Raw genomic sequence first — 19,715 nt, 5'->3', positions numbered from 1 at the left:
ATAATTTAAATAATTCAAAAAAATAAAACCTAAAAGGAGAAGGTAAAATGAATCTTAAAAAATACTTATTTTTCACTACTTTACTATTGATTTCAGCATCTGTTTTCGCACAAACCAATACAGAAAGAGGAAATATAATTACAAATGAAAACTTAAGCCAATTTGGAGTAGAAGAAATCTGTCCAATATGTGGATATGTTAACTGTGTTTGCGATGAGAAAACTACAGAAATCGCTGCAAAAATCACTCAACCAAATACAACAAACAGCTTGTTTGCAAGCATAACTATGTTTGCATTCTTAGCAATTACAGGATTGGCCATAGTAATAAATAAATCATATAAATCAAAATTAAAAATTTAAGAAAACTAACTACTGTAGCTTTTAAAAAGCTACAGTAAAGTTTTTAAATAAAATCCTTAACTCTATTTAAAAGATTAAGAAATACAAATGTCTTCAACCCTAATATCACAAAGCATATTTTTAACATCTTGAAATTCACAAAGATTGCCTTTTAATGCCGTAGCTGTACCAGCTGCAACACCAAATTTAAATGAATCTTTTAAAGTATTTCCATTATCAAAAGCATACAAAAATCCTGCAATCACAGAATCTCCTGCACCAATGGTGCTAACAGGGTTAATCTTTGGAACAAAGGCCCTATAAGCAACATTTTTATTGCCAACAAAAATAGCTCCGTCACTTCCCATGGAAATTATAATATTTTGAACCCCACTTTCTACAAGATTTTTCCCGATTTTAATCAATTCTTTTGTAGAATTACATTTAGCATTAAAAAGATCCTCAAGCTCATAAATATTAGGCTTTATTAAAAAGGGATTTAATCTGAGAATTTTTTTTAAAGGCTTGCCACTGGTATCAATGACAAGCTTAACATCATTAGAAATGCTATTAGATATTCCATTATATGCATTCTCACCAAGAGCCGCAGGAACACTTCCTGACATTACCAATATACTATTATTTGTTAAACTTTTAAGCTTATCTTTTAAAAGTTCAAATTCATTCTCAGAAATATTTGGAGAATTGGCATTAATTTCTGTTTCTCTACCATTTGCTATCATTTTAATATTTAATCTTGTATCATATTTTATTTTAATAAAATCATTTTTTATGCCCTTAGAATCAAGGGACAATCTTATATAATCACCTGTAAACCCTCCCAAAAATCCAAGAGCCACACTGGGCTTCCCCAAATTTTTAAGAACAGTGCTTACATTGATTCCCTTACCACCAGCAAAGAAATTGTTATTCAAAGCATAATTAAGACTTTCTTCATGAAATTCTTTTAAAACTATTTTATAATCCACAGCAGGATTAAGCGTTAGAGTATATATCAAGATAATCTCCTTTAATTAATTGATAAAATCAATTAATTAAATGTAAAATTTAATTAATGTATATACACTATATAATATATAAAGGTGATTATTATGCAAAATTTATTTTCAAAAAACTTGATTGTTTTAAATTACAATGCAACTAGCAAAGAAGATGTAATTAGAAAAATGGCTTGCATGCTTAATGAAAATGGATACTTAAATGACATGGAAGCATTTATAAAAGAAATTAAAAAAAGAGAAGAAATTAACGGGACAGGAATTGAAGAACATATAGCCATACCCCATGCAAAAGGTGATTTCATTAAAAAACATGGAATTGCCATTTTAAGAGTTAATGGCAATGGATTTGATTTTAACTCTTCTGATCAAAAACTTTCAAAACTGTTTTTCATGATGGCTCTCCCTAAAGAAACTCCTAGCAATGCACACATAAAAGCTATATCATATCTAAGTAATACTTTTAGTAATGACTTATTAAGGCATGAACTTATGAGCACAAATAATGAAAATAGATTTTTAGAAATAATTATGAGCAATAATAATGTAAATGAATCTAATATGAGCAATAATAATGTAAATGAATCTAATAATTTAAATACAAAAAAAGATTTCATTCTTGCCGTAACAGCATGTCCTGTGGGAATAGCTCATACCTATATGGCAGCAGAAAGTCTAAAAAAAGCGGCTTTAGAATTAAACATAAACATAAAAGTGGAAACAAATGGGTCTAGTGGAACCGAAAACCCAATAACAGAAGAAGAAATAAAAAATGCAAAAGGAATCATTATTGCATCTGGCAAGACTATCAACAAAGAAAGATTTAGTGGAAAACCTTTAATCGAAGTAAGCGTAAAAGACGGCATACACAAAGCAAAAGAGCTTATTCAAATAATTCTAAAAAACGAAGCACAAATTTACAACAAAAGTAATACAAATAAAACCGCCGAAAACCCTAAACAAAACCAAAAAACAGGAATTTATAAACACCTAATGAATGGAGTCTCATTTATGCTTCCATTTGTAGTCTCAGGGGGAATAATAATAGCAATATCATTTATGTTTGGAATTAAAGCATTTGACATAAACGACCCAAGCTACAATAAAATAGCAGATATTCTGATGCAAATCGGCGGTGGAAGTGCATTTGCTTTAATGATCCCAATACTTTCTGGCTATATTTCATTTAGCATAGCAGAAAGACCGGGACTTGCGCCTGGAATGATTACAGGATTAATGATGAATAATGGAAATGCGGGATTTCTGGGGGGCATCTTAGCAGGATTTATTTCAGGATACGTTACACTAATTGTAAAAAAAATATCTGACAAAATCATTCCTAATAATTTAAGAGGAATAAATCCAGTATTAACTTATCCTTTTTTATCAGTTATAATCTCAGGAATTTTAATATATACACTGCTTAGTCCAATAGCATTTATTAATGAATCAATAACAAATATACTAAATCAACTTAGTGGAACTAATATGGCAATACTTGGGACTTTACTTGGAGGAATGATGGCAATAGATATGGGAGGACCTATAAATAAAGCTGCATACGCATTTGGAATTGCAATGATAACTGCAAAAAATTATATTCCTCATGCAAGCATAATGGTAGGAGGAATGGTGCCGCCTATAGGAATTGCTATTGCTACAAGTTTATTTAAAAATAGGTTCTCAAAAGAAGAAAGAGAATCTGGAAAAGTTTGTTATTTTTTGGGAGCATGCTTTATTACAGAAGGAGTAATTCCATTTGCAGCATCAGATCCTTTAAGGGTAATCCCTGCATGCATACTAGGTTCATCTGTGGGAGGATTTATTTCTGCACTTTTTTCAGTAGAAGTTATAGCACCTCATGGCGGAATATTTATTCTACCAATAGTAGTAAACCCATTAATGTGGATAATATCTATCTTAGCGGGTTCAATTATAACGGCTGTTTTAATAGGAATTTTTAAAAAAGACTATAAACCTTAATCGTTTATATTCTTAAGGTCTGTCAATAAGCTAATCTAAGTTTTATTGGTGTCTCAAGACTCAATCCTTTAACCATGTCTATCTCAAACTTTAGTGTGTTTGAGTTAATCTGTTTAAATCCAAATTGTTCTTTAATATTTCTAGAAGTCTTAACTATAAGATTAAGTCTTGAATTGTCAATAAGTTCATTTGCCCTGGAAGTAAAATCTGATAAAAAATAAACCAAAACATCTTTATATTCTTCAGCAGACATTGGAATCTCATCTGATGGCAAAAGAGCAGCAAGTGCATCACTAATATATTCTTTATTTTCATTAATATTCTTAGTAGCATTTTCCAAATTAATATTAAGTTCAATAATATTTTTACCGTCTTTTTTTTCAATCTTAAACACAGACATATCATGTTTTTCCATATAATCGCCCAAAATTTTAATTAAATTATCAAACTTAACAACTAAATTAATAGAATCTCCTTGGGTTTTAATACTCAAAAGCTTAAGCCCAAGTTTTTCCTCTCCATTTTTAAAGTATTTTTTTATTTCGTCTACAGGGAAAAGAGACATATTTGCAACTTCTTCGCCCAGCAAAGTTGTTAAGAGTTCTTTTCTAATTTTCTCAAATTCTCTATTAACATTAACAAATATTGAAACAATACCACTAATATCATCTTTTAACTCAATTTCAACATTAGAACTACAAGCAAAAAAAATAAACAATAAACTCAAGCAGACAAAACGTTTTTTCATAACAAACTCCTATCCTAACTAATATACAGCTAAAAACTATTATAATAGAATATATAGCTATAAAGCAATAAAATTAAAGGAGAATACCCATGGTGCACGATAAAACATTAGAACCAAAATTTTTTCAAAGCCTACTAGACAATAGTCCTACCCCTTATCACTTAGTAAACTATATTGAAGAGAAATTAATAAATTATTTTAATGCACAACAATTAAAACTTGATGAAAAATGGAAAATTGAAACAGGATCGTATTACATAAAAAAAGAAGGAACTAGCCTTATTGCCTTTAATATTGATGTTGAAAAAAAACATGAACCGTTTCTAATAGCAACAGCACATACAGACAGTCCAGGATTAAAATTAAAAATAGATGCAACAGAAAAAACAGGTGATGTATTCTACAGTCATATTGAAGTTTATGGTAGCCCAATAATTTCTACTTGGGTTGACAGAGACTTAAGCTTAGCAGGGATTGTATATTTCAAAAAAAATGAGAATATTAATTCAAAATTAATCAATATTGAAAACATAGGAATTATTCCAAACCTTGCAATCCATTTAAACCGACAAATTAACGAAGGATTTAAATATAATACTCATGACAATTTAACAGTAATCAATAGCACTAAAAAAACAATAAAAGATAATATCTTAGAACAACTTGGAATAGAATATGAAAATTTTCTATCTTGTGATCTAATATTCACAGAATCACAACCTTCTAAAATAATAGGAACTGAAGGAGAATTTTTAGCTTCTAAAAATCTTGATAACAAATCAGGATGTCATGCAATCATGAACTCTTATATCCATACAAACAATAATAAAAATAAAATAGCTGTATTTTTTGACAACGAAGAAATAGGATCTTTAACCTCAAGAGGCGCTGATTCCAATTTTTTATCAGAAGTTTTAGAAAGAATTGATCTTGCTCTTAACTTAACCAGAGAAGAGCATTTAATAAAAATAAACAAATCATTTAATATATCGATCGACAGCGTTCACGGTATTCATCCAGGATATGCATTCAAACATGATCCAAACTATCAAGCAACTTTAAGTAAAGGCGTAGTTGTAAAAAATAGCGCCAATTTCAGATACGCAACAACTTCAAAAGGATTTGCAAAATTAAAAAATTTGGCTATTAAAAGTAATATTAAGATTCAAGAAATAATAATGAAAGCAAATGTTCCTTCAGGCACAACAATTGGTCCAATATCAAATGCAAGAACAGGAATAGAAACTATTGACATTGGAACACCAATGTGGGCAATGCACTCCCTACGCGAAACAGTATCAATAGCTGACCATATAGAAGCAATTAAATTGCTAAGAGCTTTCTTTGAAAAAGGAATTTAAAATTGGAAAAAATACAAGAAATAATTGTAGTTGAGGGAAAAGATGATCTTAAAAGGATAAAAGAATCTTTTGACTGCACAGTAATAGAAACAAAAGGATTTGCTTTAAAAAGCGAAACCATTAAATTGCTAAAAAAAGCCTTAAAATACAAGGGAATAATAATATTAACAGACAGCGATAAATCTGGAAATATTATTAGACAAAAAATAGTCAAACATCTAGGAGAAAATAATAAAATCAAGCATGCATATCTTAATATTAAAGACACTGAGGTTGAATCAGTAAATAAAACAGAAATAATAAAAATACTTAAAAAAGTTGGAACTTTATCTAAAGATGAAGATGCTCAAAAAGATTTATTAAAATTAAGTGATTTATTAGAACTTGGCATAATAGGAGAAAACTCAAAAGAAAATAAACAAAAAATACAAACACACCTTTGCTTGGGGTATGGCAATAGTAAAAAACTCTTAGAAAGACTAAATTACTTTAAAATAACAAAAATGGAGCTAAAAACTCAATTAGCTTTAATTAACTCCCCCAGAAGGACTTGAACCTCCGACCTAGTGGTTAACAGCCACCCGCTCTACCACTGAGCTATAGGGGAAATTGAACACTAGCAATATTATCTTAAATTTCAAAATTTTTGTCAATTATTTTCTAATATTTTTAAAATCCCATTAGCAAGAATTTTGGAATCTTGATCTCTAAGCTTAGAAGATCTAATAGACCAAGCTTCTTCTGGAAATGCTAGATTTCTAACTTCTATTAAAAGCTTAGTCATTACTATATTGTTTCTTAAAACATGTAGATTTTGACCCTTAATATAAAAACTTCTTTTCATTCCTTCTGTAATTTTTTCTGCTACAGACTTTGAATGAATATCATATTTTTTTTCGTCATCTTGCTGATAATAAAATCCCATACTCTTAGGGGCTCCAACGCTATTATCCGCATGTAAACTAAAAAAGGCTATATCCTTATCCTTAATATTTTTATATTTACTAACAATGTTTTTAACAACGACCAATCTTTTTTTAAGGCCCAATGGAGTGCCGTTTATCCAGGAATCAACAGTATCATTTTTATTGAGATCATAATCATTGTAAACCTCATTTTTAACATTAACAAAAGTATTGTTGGCAAAAACACTATTCCTAATTAAATGATCGGGGGCTAAAATAGTAAGTTCAACATTAGCTCCTTCTTCTTTAAGGTACACATAAAGCCTTAAAGCAATGTCATACACATATTCATCTTCAACAACAAAAACTTCGTTTCCAAGACCATCTCTGGACTTAACAATAGCTCCAGGATCAAGACCCCCGTGGCCAGGATCAAGAATTATTAACTTATCTTTAAGCCTTGATCCTTTATTAAACCTAGAATTTACTAACTTTTCAAAACTTTTGAAAAGTTGCGTAGCCTTTTTATAAGAATTTAAAGGAGAATGCCAATCTTCTGAATAAAACTCACTTGGCTGACTTATCTTTTTCGGCCTATACCAATAATAGAAATCACCAACAACTTCAAATATTGGTATTTTGGAGTCTAAAATAACCAAAGAGTTAATATCAAAAAGGCCTCGATTAGAAGTAATCTCAAAAGTATTTAAATTTAACTTTTTGTTTTTACTTGAAGGAAGATTAACTATTGTTTGAAATTTATCAGAAGAATTAAAGCTAGAATCAACCTTGTTTTTAATGTAAGAATCTTTTTTAGATTTAATTACAGTAGAATCAAGTAAAAGTTTTTTATCAAAAATTTTCAATTTTTGATCATGCATAATACTGTTGCCGCTTAAATTATTCCAATTTTTAAGATCCTCAATTAAAACACCGTAATGCCTGGCAATGCTATACAAAGTCTCCCCTATAGCAACTGAATGATAGATAAACTGATTATTTGTTTCTTTCTCGATTTTCAAATCTTTCTCAACAGGCTTTTTCAAATAATTATTTGCAATCTTTAAAACATTTAACAATGAACCTGCTTTAAGATTAACAGCACGATTGCCATTAAGAGCTACAAGATCCTTAGCAGTAACACCATAAATATAAGCTATTCTACCAAGGGTTTCTCCTTTTTTAACATAATGAAAACCAACATTCTTAGTAGCTTTCTTTAAAAAAAGCTTTTGGCCAATCTTTAATTTATCATCATTAAGAAAATTAAATTTTAAAATATCTTTAGAACTAATATCAAAATCCTTAGAAAGTTTTGAAAGTGAATCGCCTTTCTTAACTACATAAGGCTTTAAAAAATCAGGCTCAGTTAATACAAGCTTCATACCAACCTTAAGATCTTTAGAGCGCAAATCATTCCAAGCTATTATCTCTTCTTGACTTAACCCAACAAGCTTTGAAACACTCTCAACAGTGTCGCGCTCTTTTACAGTGTAAAGAATTGCACCTCTTTTAACATATTCTAACGAATCGAGAGAATGATTGCCCTTATAACTAATATTTTGATCTAAATTAGAATCGCTTGGAATAATTAATATTTGGCCTATTCTAATATTGTCAACATTAAGCTTATTAATTTTTTTAAGATCTTTTACTTTAACTTTATGTTTAATTGAAATTGAAAAAAGGGTATCTCCTTTAACAACCTTATACTCAAAATCAGCATTAAGACTAACGGGATTTATTATTAAAAAATAAAATAATATAATAAGTTCTATAATTTGCAAAATACAAAAAGTTTTATTTTTCCTTAATGCCAGTATTTTGAACAATGTAGTCATAAATTATCCAATAATAATCATATTTTTTGAAGAAAAAAGTATATCTTTTGGAAATATAAAAATGCCCATCGTCAAAATATAAATCAGCAAGCACTTTACCCGCAGTATCAGAATAAGTTGTCTCAATAATAGAAAATTCATTTGGTGCTTTTGCAATATCTGAATTATTAGAATTCCACAAATATTCCTTATATTCTTCAACTACATTTTTATTAGAAGCAGATGATAACTTTTGCTTGTAAAGATATGCCTTGCCTTTGTCATTTAATAATAAGCCTTCAATATCAAGATATAAAAAGAATTTTTCTTTTTTTCCAAGCTGCAATGCCTGTAATAAATATTTGACAATCTCATCAGGAGACAGTTTTTTCTTTCTTAAGATATCTTGAATATCCTTATTTACAGACAAATTAACAAGATCTACACTCCCTGGATTTTCATCAAAATTATCATTTAAAAAAAGTGTAATAATATTGGATTCTTTTTTCTTAGATGGATCTGAAATGTCTGGGAAAAAAATACCCTTAACAAAATAAACTCCATCCTTACTAAACTTAACAAATTGATTTAAGTTAATAACTACAGAAAACTTTTCATTAGGTCTCAAGCTCATATTCCTAACAGGAATAGCAACATTTTTAGATCTCCTTTTAACATATTCAATAGGTCTTTTAACTTTAATATTGGTGGTATCAGTAACATCAAAATCAAAGCCATAAGAATTAATATCACCTATTTCTAGGGTTAAAACACTGTCAGATAAATTACTAAGAGAAACTTCAATAAAAACATTACTATTGATGCGATAAATAGATTGATTAAAAAACTTAATTTTAAAATCAAGGCCTTTGTAATCCCCTGCAAACAAAACAAAAGAAATATTTGTAAAAAAGATACAAAAAAGCAATTTTCTAATTTTCATAAGCTCCCCTCAAAACCTAACCATATTATATATAAAGAAAGTAATAATACTTATAGTATATTATTATACTAAATTAATTAAACAAAAAGGTAAAAAATGAATATATATGAAGAACTAACAACAATATTAAAAAATAATTCCAATTTAAAAAAAATAAAAGAATTTTTAGAACAAAATACATCTTTTTCATTAACAGGATATGAAGGCTTCTTCAAAGCTTTCTTAATTAAAAAAATCCAAGAATATAGCAAAACCGGAAAAATAATATTAATAATTAAAGACGAACATACATTAGATCAAATCAAAAATGATTTAAAAGTAATTACAAATCAAATCTTTGAGCTCAACTATTTTAGTCCCCTTGTATATAAGGACATTGGCTCAAAAAATACAATCTTCAACGAAAGAACCAAATTCTTAATCAATTTTTATAAAAATAATCCTGGCATATATATTGCAGTCTTAAAATCATTACTCAGTAAAATACCTGATAAAAATACAATACTGAAGAATATATATAAAATTCAAAAAAATACAAAGATTAATACAATAGACATGGAAAAAACTCTTATAACGTTAGGATATGAAAAAACAGCACTAAAAGTAACAATTCCAGGAGAATTTACAATAAAAGGAGAAATTATAGACTTATACCCTTTTGGAGAAGAAAGCCCAATAAAAATTGGGCTAAACTTCGACAAAATAGGAGAAATAAAAAAATTTGATCCTTTAACCCAACTAAAACAGGATAATGAAATTTTAGAATTCCAAATTGTTCCAAAAAAAGAAATCATTTGGAACAATGAAGTTATTAACAACTTAAAAACAAAAATTAAATCTGTTCAATATAAAAAGATTCTTGAAGAGCTGAATTTTAAAAAAGAAGCAAAAACAGAAGAAATGTTTTATCCACTAGTAGCAAATACCTACTTAATCGATGAAATTGAAGATAACACGCCTATTATAAACCTTGAAATTAACAATTTCGAAAAAGAAATTGAAAAAATACATCAAGAATATGAAAAGCTTTATAAAGAAGCCAAAGAAGCTGGTAAAAATAAAATTGATCCAAAAAGAATTCTCCTAAATTCTAAAACCTTCACTCTAAAAAGTGATGTTTTATTTTCAAAGATTAAAAGCTCTAAATTCAAAGAAGTCATAGAATTTAAAATTGAAAGTGAGAGAAGCTTTTTCTCAAATATTATGCTTACAAAAGAAGAATTTAAAAATTGGTTAAACCATGGATTTAAAATCATTATTGCAGCAGAATCTGAATCACAAAAAGAAAAACTTAAATACATTTTCAAAGAATTCCCAAAAATATCAATTGGGGTTTTAAAAATATCCAGCTCTTTAATAATAGAAAAAGAAAAAATTGCTATTATCCTTGAATCAAACATCTTTAATACGGGGCAAAAAATAAACAGAGCCTTTGAATCTTCAAAAACAAAAGCTATTGACTCTTTTATTGAGATTGAGAAAAATAGTCATGTAGTTCACATAAATCATGGAATTGGTATATTCCGGCAAATAAAAAGAATAAAAACAAGCTCTCTTGAAAAAGATTATATTGAGATTGAATACGCTGAAGGAGAAAAATTATTTATTCCAATTGAACAAACAAATTTAATCCAAAAATACATTGGTGGTGATCCCAAAAACATTAAATTAGACAAAATCAGTTCTAAAACATGGATAAAAAATAAAGCAAACGCAAAAAAAAGAATCGACGAGATTGCCGACAAATTAATAGAACTTTATTCAAAAAGAGAAAGCATTAAAGGTATTAAATACCCAAAAGACAACGAATTACAATTATTATTTGAATCTGAATTTCCATACGATGAAACTCCAGATCAAATAACAGCAATAAAAGAAATTAAAGAAGACATGATGAGTTTCAAAGTGATGGATCGTCTTCTTTGTGGAGATGTTGGATTTGGGAAAACTGAAGTCGCAATGAGAGCTGCATTTAAAGCTGTAATGGGGAATAAACAGGTTATTGTACTTTCCCCAACAACCATCTTGGCAGAACAGCATTTCAATACATTCAAAAAAAGATTCAAAAATTATCCAATCAAAATCGAGGTATTAAGCAGATTTGTAAGTAATAGCTCAGAAAAACAAATTTTAAAAGAATTGAAAAGCGGAGAAATTGATATAATAATAGGAACACACAAAATTTTTTCAAAAAAATTTACTTGCAAAAATTTAGGATTAATAATAATTGATGAAGAGCAAAGATTTGGTGTAAAGGAAAAAGAAAAACTTAAAGAAATAAAAATTTCCATTGATTGCCTTACTCTTTCTGCAACACCAATTCCCAGATCTCTTCACATGTCACTAATTAAACTTAGAGACATTTCTGTTTTAAGAATTCCGCCTAAAAACAGAGTAAAAATAGAAGCTTATTTAGAATCGTTTAGTGAACTTTTAATAAAGCATGCAATTGAAAGTGAACTATCTAGAGATGGTCAAGTTTTTTTAGTAAATCATAATATTGAAGAACTGTATTATTTAAAAACGCTAATTGAAAAATTAACTCCTTATGCGAGAATTGCAATAATTCATGGAAAACTAACAGGAGACGAGATTGAAAACATAATGCACAATTTTATTAAAAAAGCGTATCAAATTTTATTAGCAACAACGATAATTGAAAATGGAATAGACATTCCAAATGCAAATACAATAATAATTAATAATGCAAACAAGTTTGGACTTGCGCAATTATATCAGCTAAAAGGAAGAGTCGGAAGAGGATCCAAGAAAGCTTATGCTTATTTTTTGTACCAAGATAGCGAGAAACTAAATGAACGCTCTATTGAAAGACTAAAAGCAATAACCGAATTTTCAGATCTAGGATCAGGATTTAAGATAGCAATGAAAGATATGGAAATAAGAGGTGTTGGAAATTTGCTTGGTAGAGAACAACATGGAGAAATTGAATCGATTGGATTGGATTGCTATCTAACAATGCTAAATAAGGCAATTGAAAAGAAAATGGGGAAAGCCCCATCAGAAGAAAAAGTTGATATTGAAATTAACCATAGTGGATTTATTCCTGACAATTATGTAAAAAATGAACAAGATAAAATACTAATCTACAAAAAAATTTTTGCAATTCAAACTGAAGAAGAAAGTGAAAAGATAAGATCGGAAATTCACGACAACTTTGGTCCAATACCTAAAGAAATAAACAGTCTATTAATGTTAGCTGAACTTAAAATTTTAGCAAAAAAATTAAATATATCAAAACTAAAAGAAACAAACAGAACTTTGGAAATAGAATATAAAAATGCAAAAAGCATTCCTATGGAAAAAATAATAGAAATACTTAAAAAGTATCCTAATCTATTATTATTAAATCCATCGTATCAAAAATCAATATTTTTAAGCTTTAAAAATATTGAAAAATCTGACAAAATGAATTACATATATAATAATATTAACTTACTAAATACAAACACATAGCTTGTCAAGCATAAAAGGAAAAAAATGAAAATATTAATCATAAACACAGGGAGTTCTTCATTAAAATTTACTATTTATCAATATGAAAATTCAAAAAAATTAATATCTGGAATTGTTGAAAAAATAAAATCACAAAAATCAATCGTAAAAATTATAAATGCTGACGGATCAATAACAGAAAAATTTGAGAAAGGAATTGAAAATCACCAAAAAGCAATAGAAAAAATGTTCCAAATATTGCTAAATAGCAATTCAAAAATCCTTAAAACTATCAGTGAGATTAAAATAATAGGTCATCGAGTTGTACATGGGGGATCAAACTTTAAAAATTCAGTAATTCTTAAAAAGAGTATTTTAGATAAATTAAAAAAAATTTCTGAACTTGCTCCGCTTCACAACCCAAGCGCAATCACCACAATAGAAGCAGTGCTTAAAATTCTACCAAATACAAAACAAATTTTATGCTTCGATACCTCATGGCATCAAACTATAAAAGAACACGCTTTTCTTTACGCAACTCCATATTCTTGGTATAAAAAACACAATATTAGAAAATATGGCTTTCATGGCCTTTCTTATTCGTATATAACAAAAAGATCCTCTGAAATTTTAAATAAAAAAATAGATAATTTAAATTTAATAATATTACATCTTGGAAATGGAGCAAGCATTAATGCCGTTAAAGATGGAAAATCATACGACACAAGCATGGGAATTACTCCGCTTGAAGGCCTTGTAATGGGGACAAGAAGTGGTGATATAGATCCATCAATTATTAATTTAATGAGCACCATATTAAATAAAACCACTAAACAAATTGAAGAAATATTAAATAAAGAAAGCGGCATACTAGGAATTTCTGAAAAATCAAATGACATGAGAGATATTTGGAACAAAATTGAAAAAGGAGAATATCGATCAAAACTTGCAGTAAATATAATGACATATAGAATAAAAAAATATATTGGATCTTACATTGCAATTCTTGATTTTAATGTTGATGCAATAATTTTTACGGGTGGAATTGGTGTTGTTGATTATGAAATAAGGAATCTTTCACTAAAAGGGTTTGAAAAAATTGGAATAGAGATGGACCTTGAAAAAAATAAAATGGCTCAAAACAAAAATTTAGAATCCGAAATATCAACCATTAAGAGCAAAGTAAAAATACTAGTAATACCGGCAAACGAAGAATCAACTATCCTTGAAGAAATTTATAATTTAATTCCAAAAAATTTATAATTTTTAATTTTAAAATCTAAATTTGATTTATTTATTACAACCATTTTAAATAGTTTTATAACTAACTCTCACAAAGTAAAGTTGCTTTTTTAACATTTTCCAGTACTTGCCTTCCCTTTACAATTTCAAGAAGAGTAAAAGCAAATTCAAATGCAGTTCCAACTCCTTTAGAAGTAATAAAATTATTACTTCTAACAACATTTTTATTTACAAATTCACCATCAAGCACATTTTTTTCTAAACCCGGATAACATGTAAACTTATTAAATCCTAAAAGACCTTTAGCAGCAAGCACTACCGCTGGAGAAGCACAAATAGCTGCAATAAATTTACCTTTAACATTCATATCTTTTAAAATCAAATCCAATTCTTTTGAATTAAAAAGATTAGCAGCTCCAGGCATGCCTCCCGGGAGAATTATTAAATCAAAACAACTTTCCTTACAGTTCGATATTATATCATCCGCTAAAAAAGAAACGCCTTTTGAACTTGTTACAACATTGTTATCATTTACACTGATAACTTTAAGATTAACATTGCCCCGTCTTAAAATATCAATCGGGATTATAGCCTCAATATCTTCAAATCCATTTGCAAGAATAATTCCTACTACCATTACAACCTCTAATGCTGATGGAGGGACTTGAACCCACGACAACTCGGATATGAGCCGAGTGCTCTAACCAGCTGAGCTACATCAGCTTAAACTTTTATTAAGTGTATAAATTCAATAATGCTTTGTCAATGTCATTATTCAAAAGCATTATTATAAAGTATAATACAAAATGATTTGCTAATAAACATTAATACTAATATTAGCATTTATTATTTGTATGGTTAAATGAAAAGAAATTTTTATCTCATTCTCCTTTTTATAGCTAACAACTGCTTCTCCATTGATTTTTGGGATACTATGGAAAGAGAAAAACTAATAAATGAAATGGTAAGCAAAATGGAAGATCATGAGCTACTAGGACAAATGTTCATGATAAGCTATCCAAATCAATCAATAACAAATTTTGTTCTTGATTTTATAAGTAAAAAAAACCTTGGGGGAATTAAAATTTTTGGATGGAACGCAAAAAATTTAAAAAACTTAACAGAAAGCATTAATAAAGCTCAAAAAACATCTCAAAATAATAAATTTAAAATTCCTTTATTTGTGGCAACAGATCAAGAAGGAGGACTAGCACAACACATAAAATTAAATACATCAGAAACAATTGGTAATCTTGGAATTGCAGCATCTCTATCCTCAAAAGATTCTTATAATACGGGATATTATATAGCACAAGAGCTAAGCCAACTTGGAATAAATTTAAATTTTGCACCCATAGTAGATATATATAGTGATGAAAATAATTTTGCAATAGGACCAAGAACATATTCAGATAATCCCAAAATAGTATCACTTCTTTCTCTGGCCTTTTATAAAGGGCAAAAGCAAGGGGGGATAATTTCTACTGCAAAGCATTTCCCAGGGCATGGCAATACTACTCTTGACTCCCATATAAACATTCCAATAATAAATTCTAATTTACTAGAAATAAACTTAAATGAACTTTTGCCATATAAAATACTAATCCAAGAAAACATCCCGGTAATAATGACAGGTCATCTAGCATATCCAAAGCTTACAAATGGAGAAAATATTCCTGCATCATCTTCAACAAAAATAATTAAAGATATACTAAGAAAGAAATTAAAATATAATAACATAATAATTACTGACGACCTATTGATGAGCGCAGCAAAATACAATAATGAGAGCATTTATAACACAATTGAAAGGATAGCTAGAACCAAAAGTGATATTTTTTTAATATCTTTAAATGAAAACATACAAAAAAATGCTTATAATATGCTATTAGACTTAATGAAAAAAGATTCAGAAATAAAAAACAATATTATTGAATCTAATAAAAGAATATTAAGAATCAAATTGGAATACTTAAAAGAAAATAAAAATAAATCTGTTCTTTATCCTAATTTCAATAAAAATGAGAAAATATATTCAAAAGAAGGTGAAGAATTTTTCAAACAAAACACATTAAGAGGCATTACAAAAGTAAGAATAGAAAAAGAAATATCTAAAACTAAAAAAACTCTTATAATATCTCCTTACCACAAAATGATTATAGAAGGCAAAAAAATATTTCAAAATACATATGCTTATTATTACAACTATTATCCCTTAAACAAAATCAACCCCCAAAAACTAGAAGAAATTAAAAAATTAATTAAAAAATTTGAGCAAGTTATTTTTAATTTATCAACACCTGGAAGCTCAAAATATTTAGAAAATTTAAAAGAATATAAAGATAAAATAAGCGTAATTGCATCTCTTACGCCTCAACATATTAAAAAATTAGATTGGATAAAAAACATAGTAATTATTTATGGAACAACACCTCTGGCATTTAAATCTGGACTTTTAACACTCACTAAGGATTTTGATCCAAAAGGAACCATCCCTTTAAAAAATATTATAGACAAATATTATCCTTAATGTATGCTAGCATTCGATTTTTTACAATTTCTAAAGAACCTTGTTTAATTCTAAACCCGCTAGCATTTTTATGTCCCCCACCTCCAAAATCTTCTGCTAATTTTCCAACATTAAAAGAATCTTTAGATCTTAGCCCAACTATAATCGAGCCATCCTCCATTTCCTTTAAAATACCTAAAATTTCATTATTCTCAACATTGCTTAAAATCATATAAAAAAGCTCATTAACCCCACTAACACCACCATCTTTGCTAGAACTAGAAAAAGATAAAGACGCAAACAAAACCTTTCCATTCCAATAAGATTCAAGACTATTTAACATTAACTTGAGAATTTCTATTGATTTTAAGCTTTTAGTTGCTTCTATATAGCTATAAACTTCTTTAAGGCTTATTCCTTTTGAAACTAGCCTTGCAACCATTTTAAAAGGCTCTGGGTCGCTTCTTGAAATAAATTTAAAAAACCCAGTATCAGTACAAAACCCTACTAAAATATACCAGGCCTCTTCTTTTGTAAGATCATACCCAAACTCTCTGATCAATTTTTCAATTAAAAAAGTAGTAGAAGGCGCAAAAGGATCAATATAACTTTCACATTTTAATTTTTCACCAGACATATGATGATCAATTACTAAAATAGGCATATCCTTTACATAAAATATAAATTCATCACCTATCCTATCTAAAATTGAGCAATCTAAAATAATAACTGAATAATCTAAAAGCTCAATATTGGGCCATTCAGATAAAAATTTATCCCTAAAAGGAATTATTTCTTTTCTGGCAAAAGGACCTTCATTTAACAAAATAGAATTTTTACCAATCCTTGAAAGAAAAGAAGATAAAGCCAAAGACGAACCTATACAATCAAAATCAGGATCTTTATGCCCAATAATAATAAAATTATTATACTTCTTAATAAAATTAATAACATCTCTCATAATAAAGTCTACAAACCCTTCGTAAAGCAAGTTTTTAGATTGTTTTATATTGACTATATTACAATATTTCAATAAAATAAACCACAAGGATTAATAAAATAAAAAGGCAGGGACATTGTGAAAAAACCGAATCAAGAAGATATCGATAAAGCATTTTGTCTGGCAGAAAAAGCAAGAAACAATTCATATTCTCCATATTCAAAATTCAAAGTAGGTGCCTGCATTAAAACTAAAACAAACGATTTTTTTATTGGAACAAATGTAGAAAATGCAAGCTTTGGAGCAACTTATTGTGCAGAAAGAAACGCTATTTCAAGTATGATTGCAAAAATTGGTGTACAAAGAATAGATTTTTTATTGCTTAATACAAGCCCTGAAGCTATTCCATGTGCTATGTGCCTACAAGTAATGGCAGAATTTTTTGATCGAGATACAAAAATAATAATAACAGAATCTAACTCATTTAATAAAAACAAAACGCTAATAAAAATTTATATATTAAAAGATTTACTTAAAGCTCCTTTTAATAGAAAAGAGCTAAAAAGAGTAACACAATCTCAACTTACAAAAAATTAAATCAATCTAATACCTTTAGAGAAACTAAAGCGCTCCCAAGAAGCCTGTTTAATTTATCACTTTCAAGAGTATCAGAGGATAAATCAAAAACATTTAAAATAAGTTTTTTCTCATCAAAATTAAGATTATATTCCAAATTTTCAAATAATAAAAAATTAATAATTGGAATAAATTTTTCCACAAAGCTGTATAAACTACTATTATGATCATAAGCTTCAAAATAATAATTAAATATATGCTCTAATGACTTTCTGTCAAACTCTTTTAAAAAATCACAAAAAATATTTTTAATATTTTCATTTAAACTATGCAAATCATTATTATTTAAAATAATTTTTTTACATTTTTTCACAAAAAAATTCACTTGCCGCATAAAATATTCCTCACTTTTGTCTTAATAAGCCAAGATTGAGCTTGAATTTAATAAATGATAAAATGTAGCATTAACGCTATATTAATAAAATTATGCAACAACTAGGAGAATGATACAATTATGATCAAGGTAATAAACTTAAAAAACATTCATAAATTTGCGTATTTAAAACTAGATCCTTTAAAAAAAGAAGATATACACATCGTTTATATTGAAAAAAATTCAAAATTAATTGCAAATCTTAAAGCAAAAGCTAAAGATAACCAAATTGAAATAATTCATTTTTATATTGATGATGATTTTAAATCGGAAGGCATAGAAAGAATAATGATTAGCAATTTAATTTACTACGGCAAAAAAAATAAATTTAAAGCAATTTCATGCAAAATTACTGAAATACAAGAAGAGCTTTTAAGCTTGGGATTTGAAAATATAAATTTTCAATATAAAAAAGAATTAATATCCGAAATAGAAGAAGATAAACTTGTAATGGGAATAGGAATAATCTCTATATTTACCGAAGTGACATCAATATCTTCCAAACTTACTATTGGAATACTGTTTAACTCATTTGCACTTATTGCTGATGCTTTTCATGTCATGGCCGACTTTGTTTTATCTATAATAACTTACTTTAGTTTAAAAATTACAAGCAAACCTGAAACTATACATTATCCTCATGGTCACAAGCTAATGGAAAGCTTAATAGCTTTTATCATGGGAATAATCATACTTATGGCAGGATTTACACTATTTTTAAATACAACCGGATTAAATAAATTTATCACTCTTGGAGGAGAGTATGGATTTAATTTGCACATACACCAAAACAAAAATAAAAATGATAATATATATGAACATGACCACAGTCATCCACACGACCACGACTACGACCACAATCACAGCGAAGAAGACAAAAAAAATATACTAGAAATATTTTCAAATAAATCTCTTAAAAAAAGCTTATGGATCCCAATAACTCCCTTCATTTTTTTTATAGTGAAAATAATAGAATATTTAACAAAATTTCAAATAGGGAAAAGATACAATAACCAACTTCTCTTAGCATTAGCATCAGCTGATAAAAACTGTATATTCTCACATGGTGGGATTACACTAAGTTTACTACTGGCAACTTATATGTGGAGCGGTTTTGACAAAATTATGTCTATATTAATTGGCTTTATCATAATAAAAGAGGGGCTTAATGTAATAATAAATAACGCAAACAATTTGCTCTCAAAGCAAAATATAGACCTTAAAAGAAGTGTAAAAGATACATTAAAAAACTCGCATATAAACTTTAAAACACTTGATTTTCATAATCAAGGCAAAAAACTTCTGCTTTATATCAAAATAAATTTGAATTCAGAAAATGATTTTCAAAGTTTTACAAATAAAACAAACAATATAAGAAAAATCATAAAACAAGAATATAAAGAAATAGATGATATATATTTCTTAGTCTAATTAAATTAATA

16 protein-coding genes and 2 tRNA genes are annotated in these 19,715 nt (G+C 27.9%); 9 read left to right on the top strand and 9 right to left on the bottom strand.

The features are described from left to right. Window positions 1–47: 47 nt before the first annotated feature. Complete coding sequence (locus tag QIA31_RS03710; protein WP_301385774.1) at window positions 48–362, top strand: hypothetical protein; 315 nt, start codon at window positions 48–50, stop codon at window positions 360–362. A 74-nt stretch (window positions 363–436) separates the two neighbouring features. Here the strand turns inward: QIA31_RS03710 and pfkB are convergent, their stop codons facing one another. Beyond that, window positions 437–1,360 carry a 1-phosphofructokinase gene (gene pfkB / locus QIA31_RS03705; protein WP_301385772.1) on the bottom strand — a complete coding sequence of 308 codons (924 nt, stop codon included), beginning with the start codon at window positions 1,358–1,360 and terminating at the stop codon, window positions 437–439. A 93-nt stretch (window positions 1,361–1,453) separates the two neighbouring features. On the opposite strand from pfkB, the gene QIA31_RS03700 reads away from it, so the two are divergent. Then, window positions 1,454–3,343: a fructose-specific PTS transporter subunit EIIC gene (locus QIA31_RS03700; protein WP_301394297.1), complete on the top strand. Its 1,890-nt coding sequence runs from the start codon at window positions 1,454–1,456 to the stop codon at window positions 3,341–3,343. A gap of 22 nt (window positions 3,344–3,365) precedes the next feature. On the opposite strand, the gene QIA31_RS03695 is transcribed toward QIA31_RS03700, so the two are convergent. Continuing rightward, window positions 3,366–4,091, bottom strand: coding sequence for a hypothetical protein (locus QIA31_RS03695; RefSeq protein WP_301394296.1), 726 nt, complete (start codon window positions 4,089–4,091; stop codon window positions 3,366–3,368). 89 nt (window positions 4,092–4,180) lie between these two features. Between QIA31_RS03695 and QIA31_RS03690 the strand changes: the two genes are divergently transcribed. Together QIA31_RS03690 and rnmV are read left to right on the top strand one after the other, a co-directional pair. Beyond that, the gene (locus tag QIA31_RS03690; RefSeq protein WP_301394295.1) at window positions 4,181–5,452 is read left to right on the top strand and encodes a M18 family aminopeptidase; all 1,272 of its coding nucleotides are present in this window, start codon (window positions 4,181–4,183) and stop codon (window positions 5,450–5,452) included. A gap of 2 nt (window positions 5,453–5,454) precedes the next feature. Beyond that, window positions 5,455–6,006, top strand: coding sequence for a ribonuclease M5 (gene rnmV, locus QIA31_RS03685; RefSeq protein WP_301394294.1), 552 nt, complete (start codon window positions 5,455–5,457; stop codon window positions 6,004–6,006). Here the strand turns inward: rnmV and QIA31_RS03680 are convergent. The 3 genes from QIA31_RS03680 to QIA31_RS03670 form a co-directional block, all read right to left on the bottom strand. Then, a tRNA-Asn gene (locus QIA31_RS03680) sits at window positions 5,988–6,059 on the bottom strand. The two genes, rnmV and QIA31_RS03680, sit on opposite strands and share 19 nt — an antisense overlap. 42 nt (window positions 6,060–6,101) lie before the next feature. Beyond that, a complete protein-coding gene (locus QIA31_RS03675; RefSeq protein WP_301394293.1) occupies window positions 6,102–8,198 on the bottom strand; it encodes a LysM peptidoglycan-binding domain-containing protein in 2,097 nt (698 codons plus the stop codon). Then, the gene (locus tag QIA31_RS03670; RefSeq protein ID WP_301394292.1) at window positions 8,158–9,120 is read right to left on the bottom strand and encodes a hypothetical protein; all 963 of its coding nucleotides are present in this window, start codon (window positions 9,118–9,120) and stop codon (window positions 8,158–8,160) included. The genes QIA31_RS03675 and QIA31_RS03670 overlap by 41 nt, the downstream gene beginning before the upstream one ends. Window positions 9,121–9,216: 96 nt before the next feature. On the opposite strand from QIA31_RS03670, the gene mfd reads away from it, so the two are divergent. Further along, window positions 9,217–12,594 carry a transcription-repair coupling factor gene (mfd, locus tag QIA31_RS03665; protein ID WP_301394291.1) on the top strand — a complete coding sequence of 1,126 codons (3,378 nt, stop codon included), beginning with the start codon at window positions 9,217–9,219 and terminating at the stop codon, window positions 12,592–12,594. 24 nt (window positions 12,595–12,618) lie between these two features. Further along, window positions 12,619–13,836 (top strand): acetate kinase, encoded by a 1,218-nt coding sequence (locus QIA31_RS03660; protein WP_301394290.1) that lies wholly within the window; start codon window positions 12,619–12,621, stop codon window positions 13,834–13,836. Between the two features lie 61 nt (window positions 13,837–13,897). Here QIA31_RS03660 and QIA31_RS03655 read toward each other — a convergent pair whose 3' ends face one another. Continuing rightward, on the bottom strand, window positions 13,898–14,452 hold the full coding sequence (locus QIA31_RS03655) for a DJ-1 family glyoxalase III (protein WP_301394289.1): 555 nt from the start codon (window positions 14,450–14,452) through the stop codon (window positions 13,898–13,900). A gap of 12 nt (window positions 14,453–14,464) precedes the next feature. Next, a tRNA-Met gene (locus QIA31_RS03650) sits at window positions 14,465–14,538 on the bottom strand. Window positions 14,539–14,749: 211 nt separating this feature from the next. Here QIA31_RS03650 and QIA31_RS03645 point away from each other — a divergent pair. After that, entirely contained in the window at window positions 14,750–16,345 is a 1,596-nt protein-coding gene (locus QIA31_RS03645; RefSeq protein ID WP_301394288.1) for a glycoside hydrolase family 3 N-terminal domain-containing protein, read from the top strand. On the opposite strand, the gene QIA31_RS03640 is transcribed toward QIA31_RS03645, so the two are convergent. Then, on the bottom strand, window positions 16,323–17,285 hold the full coding sequence (locus tag QIA31_RS03640; RefSeq protein ID WP_301394287.1) for a DHH family phosphoesterase: 963 nt from the start codon (window positions 17,283–17,285) through the stop codon (window positions 16,323–16,325). The genes QIA31_RS03645 and QIA31_RS03640 overlap by 23 nt on opposite strands. A 117-nt stretch (window positions 17,286–17,402) precedes the next feature. Between QIA31_RS03640 and cdd the strand changes: the two genes are divergently transcribed. Continuing rightward, window positions 17,403–17,861, top strand: a complete 459-nt coding sequence (gene cdd / locus QIA31_RS03635) for a cytidine deaminase (RefSeq protein WP_301394286.1) — start codon at window positions 17,403–17,405, stop codon at window positions 17,859–17,861. Window position 17,862: 1 nt separating this feature from the next. On the opposite strand, the gene QIA31_RS03630 is transcribed toward cdd, so the two are convergent. Beyond that, window positions 17,863–18,234, bottom strand: a complete 372-nt coding sequence (locus QIA31_RS03630; RefSeq protein WP_301394285.1) for a hypothetical protein — start codon at window positions 18,232–18,234, stop codon at window positions 17,863–17,865. A gap of 120 nt (window positions 18,235–18,354) precedes the next feature. Between QIA31_RS03630 and QIA31_RS03625 the strand changes: the two genes are divergently transcribed. Next, window positions 18,355–19,704 (top strand): cation diffusion facilitator family transporter, encoded by a 1,350-nt coding sequence (locus QIA31_RS03625; RefSeq protein ID WP_301394284.1) that lies wholly within the window; start codon window positions 18,355–18,357, stop codon window positions 19,702–19,704. The last annotated feature ends 11 nt before the right edge of the window (window positions 19,705–19,715 follow it).

The organism is [Borrelia] turdi (assembly GCF_030439285.2).
Taxonomy (GTDB): Bacteria; Spirochaetota; Spirochaetia; order Borreliales; family Borreliaceae; genus Borreliella; species Borreliella turdi.
This window is presented reverse-complemented; position numbering and strand designations above follow the sequence as displayed.

What these genes read in the sequence shown, in the direction of transcription:
- QIA31_RS03625 (WP_301394284.1), top strand. Translation starts at nt 18,355, where the DNA reads ATGATCAAGGTAATAAACTTAAAAAACATTCATAAATTTGCGTATTTA.
- QIA31_RS03660 (WP_301394290.1), top strand. Translation starts at nt 12,619, where the DNA reads ATGAAAATATTAATCATAAACACAGGGAGTTCTTCATTAAAATTTACT.
- QIA31_RS03675 (WP_301394293.1), bottom strand. Translation starts at nt 8,198, where the DNA reads ATGACTACATTGTTCAAAATACTGGCATTAAGGAAAAATAAAACTTTT.
- QIA31_RS03645 (WP_301394288.1), top strand. Translation starts at nt 14,750, where the DNA reads ATGGAAAGAGAAAAACTAATAAATGAAATGGTAAGCAAAATGGAAGAT.
- QIA31_RS03690 (WP_301394295.1), top strand. Translation starts at nt 4,181, where the DNA reads ATGGTGCACGATAAAACATTAGAACCAAAATTTTTTCAAAGCCTACTA.
- QIA31_RS03630 (WP_301394285.1), bottom strand. Translation starts at nt 18,234, where the DNA reads ATGCGGCAAGTGAATTTTTTTGTGAAAAAATGTAAAAAAATTATTTTA.
- mfd (WP_301394291.1), top strand. Translation starts at nt 9,217, where the DNA reads ATGAATATATATGAAGAACTAACAACAATATTAAAAAATAATTCCAAT.
- QIA31_RS03695 (WP_301394296.1), bottom strand. Translation starts at nt 4,091, where the DNA reads ATGAAAAAACGTTTTGTCTGCTTGAGTTTATTGTTTATTTTTTTTGCT.
- QIA31_RS03670 (WP_301394292.1), bottom strand. Translation starts at nt 9,120, where the DNA reads ATGAAAATTAGAAAATTGCTTTTTTGTATCTTTTTTACAAATATTTCT.
- QIA31_RS03700 (WP_301394297.1), top strand. Translation starts at nt 1,454, where the DNA reads ATGCAAAATTTATTTTCAAAAAACTTGATTGTTTTAAATTACAATGCA.
- QIA31_RS03640 (WP_301394287.1), bottom strand. Translation starts at nt 17,285, where the DNA reads ATGAGAGATGTTATTAATTTTATTAAGAAGTATAATAATTTTATTATT.
- QIA31_RS03655 (WP_301394289.1), bottom strand. Translation starts at nt 14,452, where the DNA reads ATGGTAGTAGGAATTATTCTTGCAAATGGATTTGAAGATATTGAGGCT.
- QIA31_RS03710 (WP_301385774.1), top strand. Translation starts at nt 48, where the DNA reads ATGAATCTTAAAAAATACTTATTTTTCACTACTTTACTATTGATTTCA.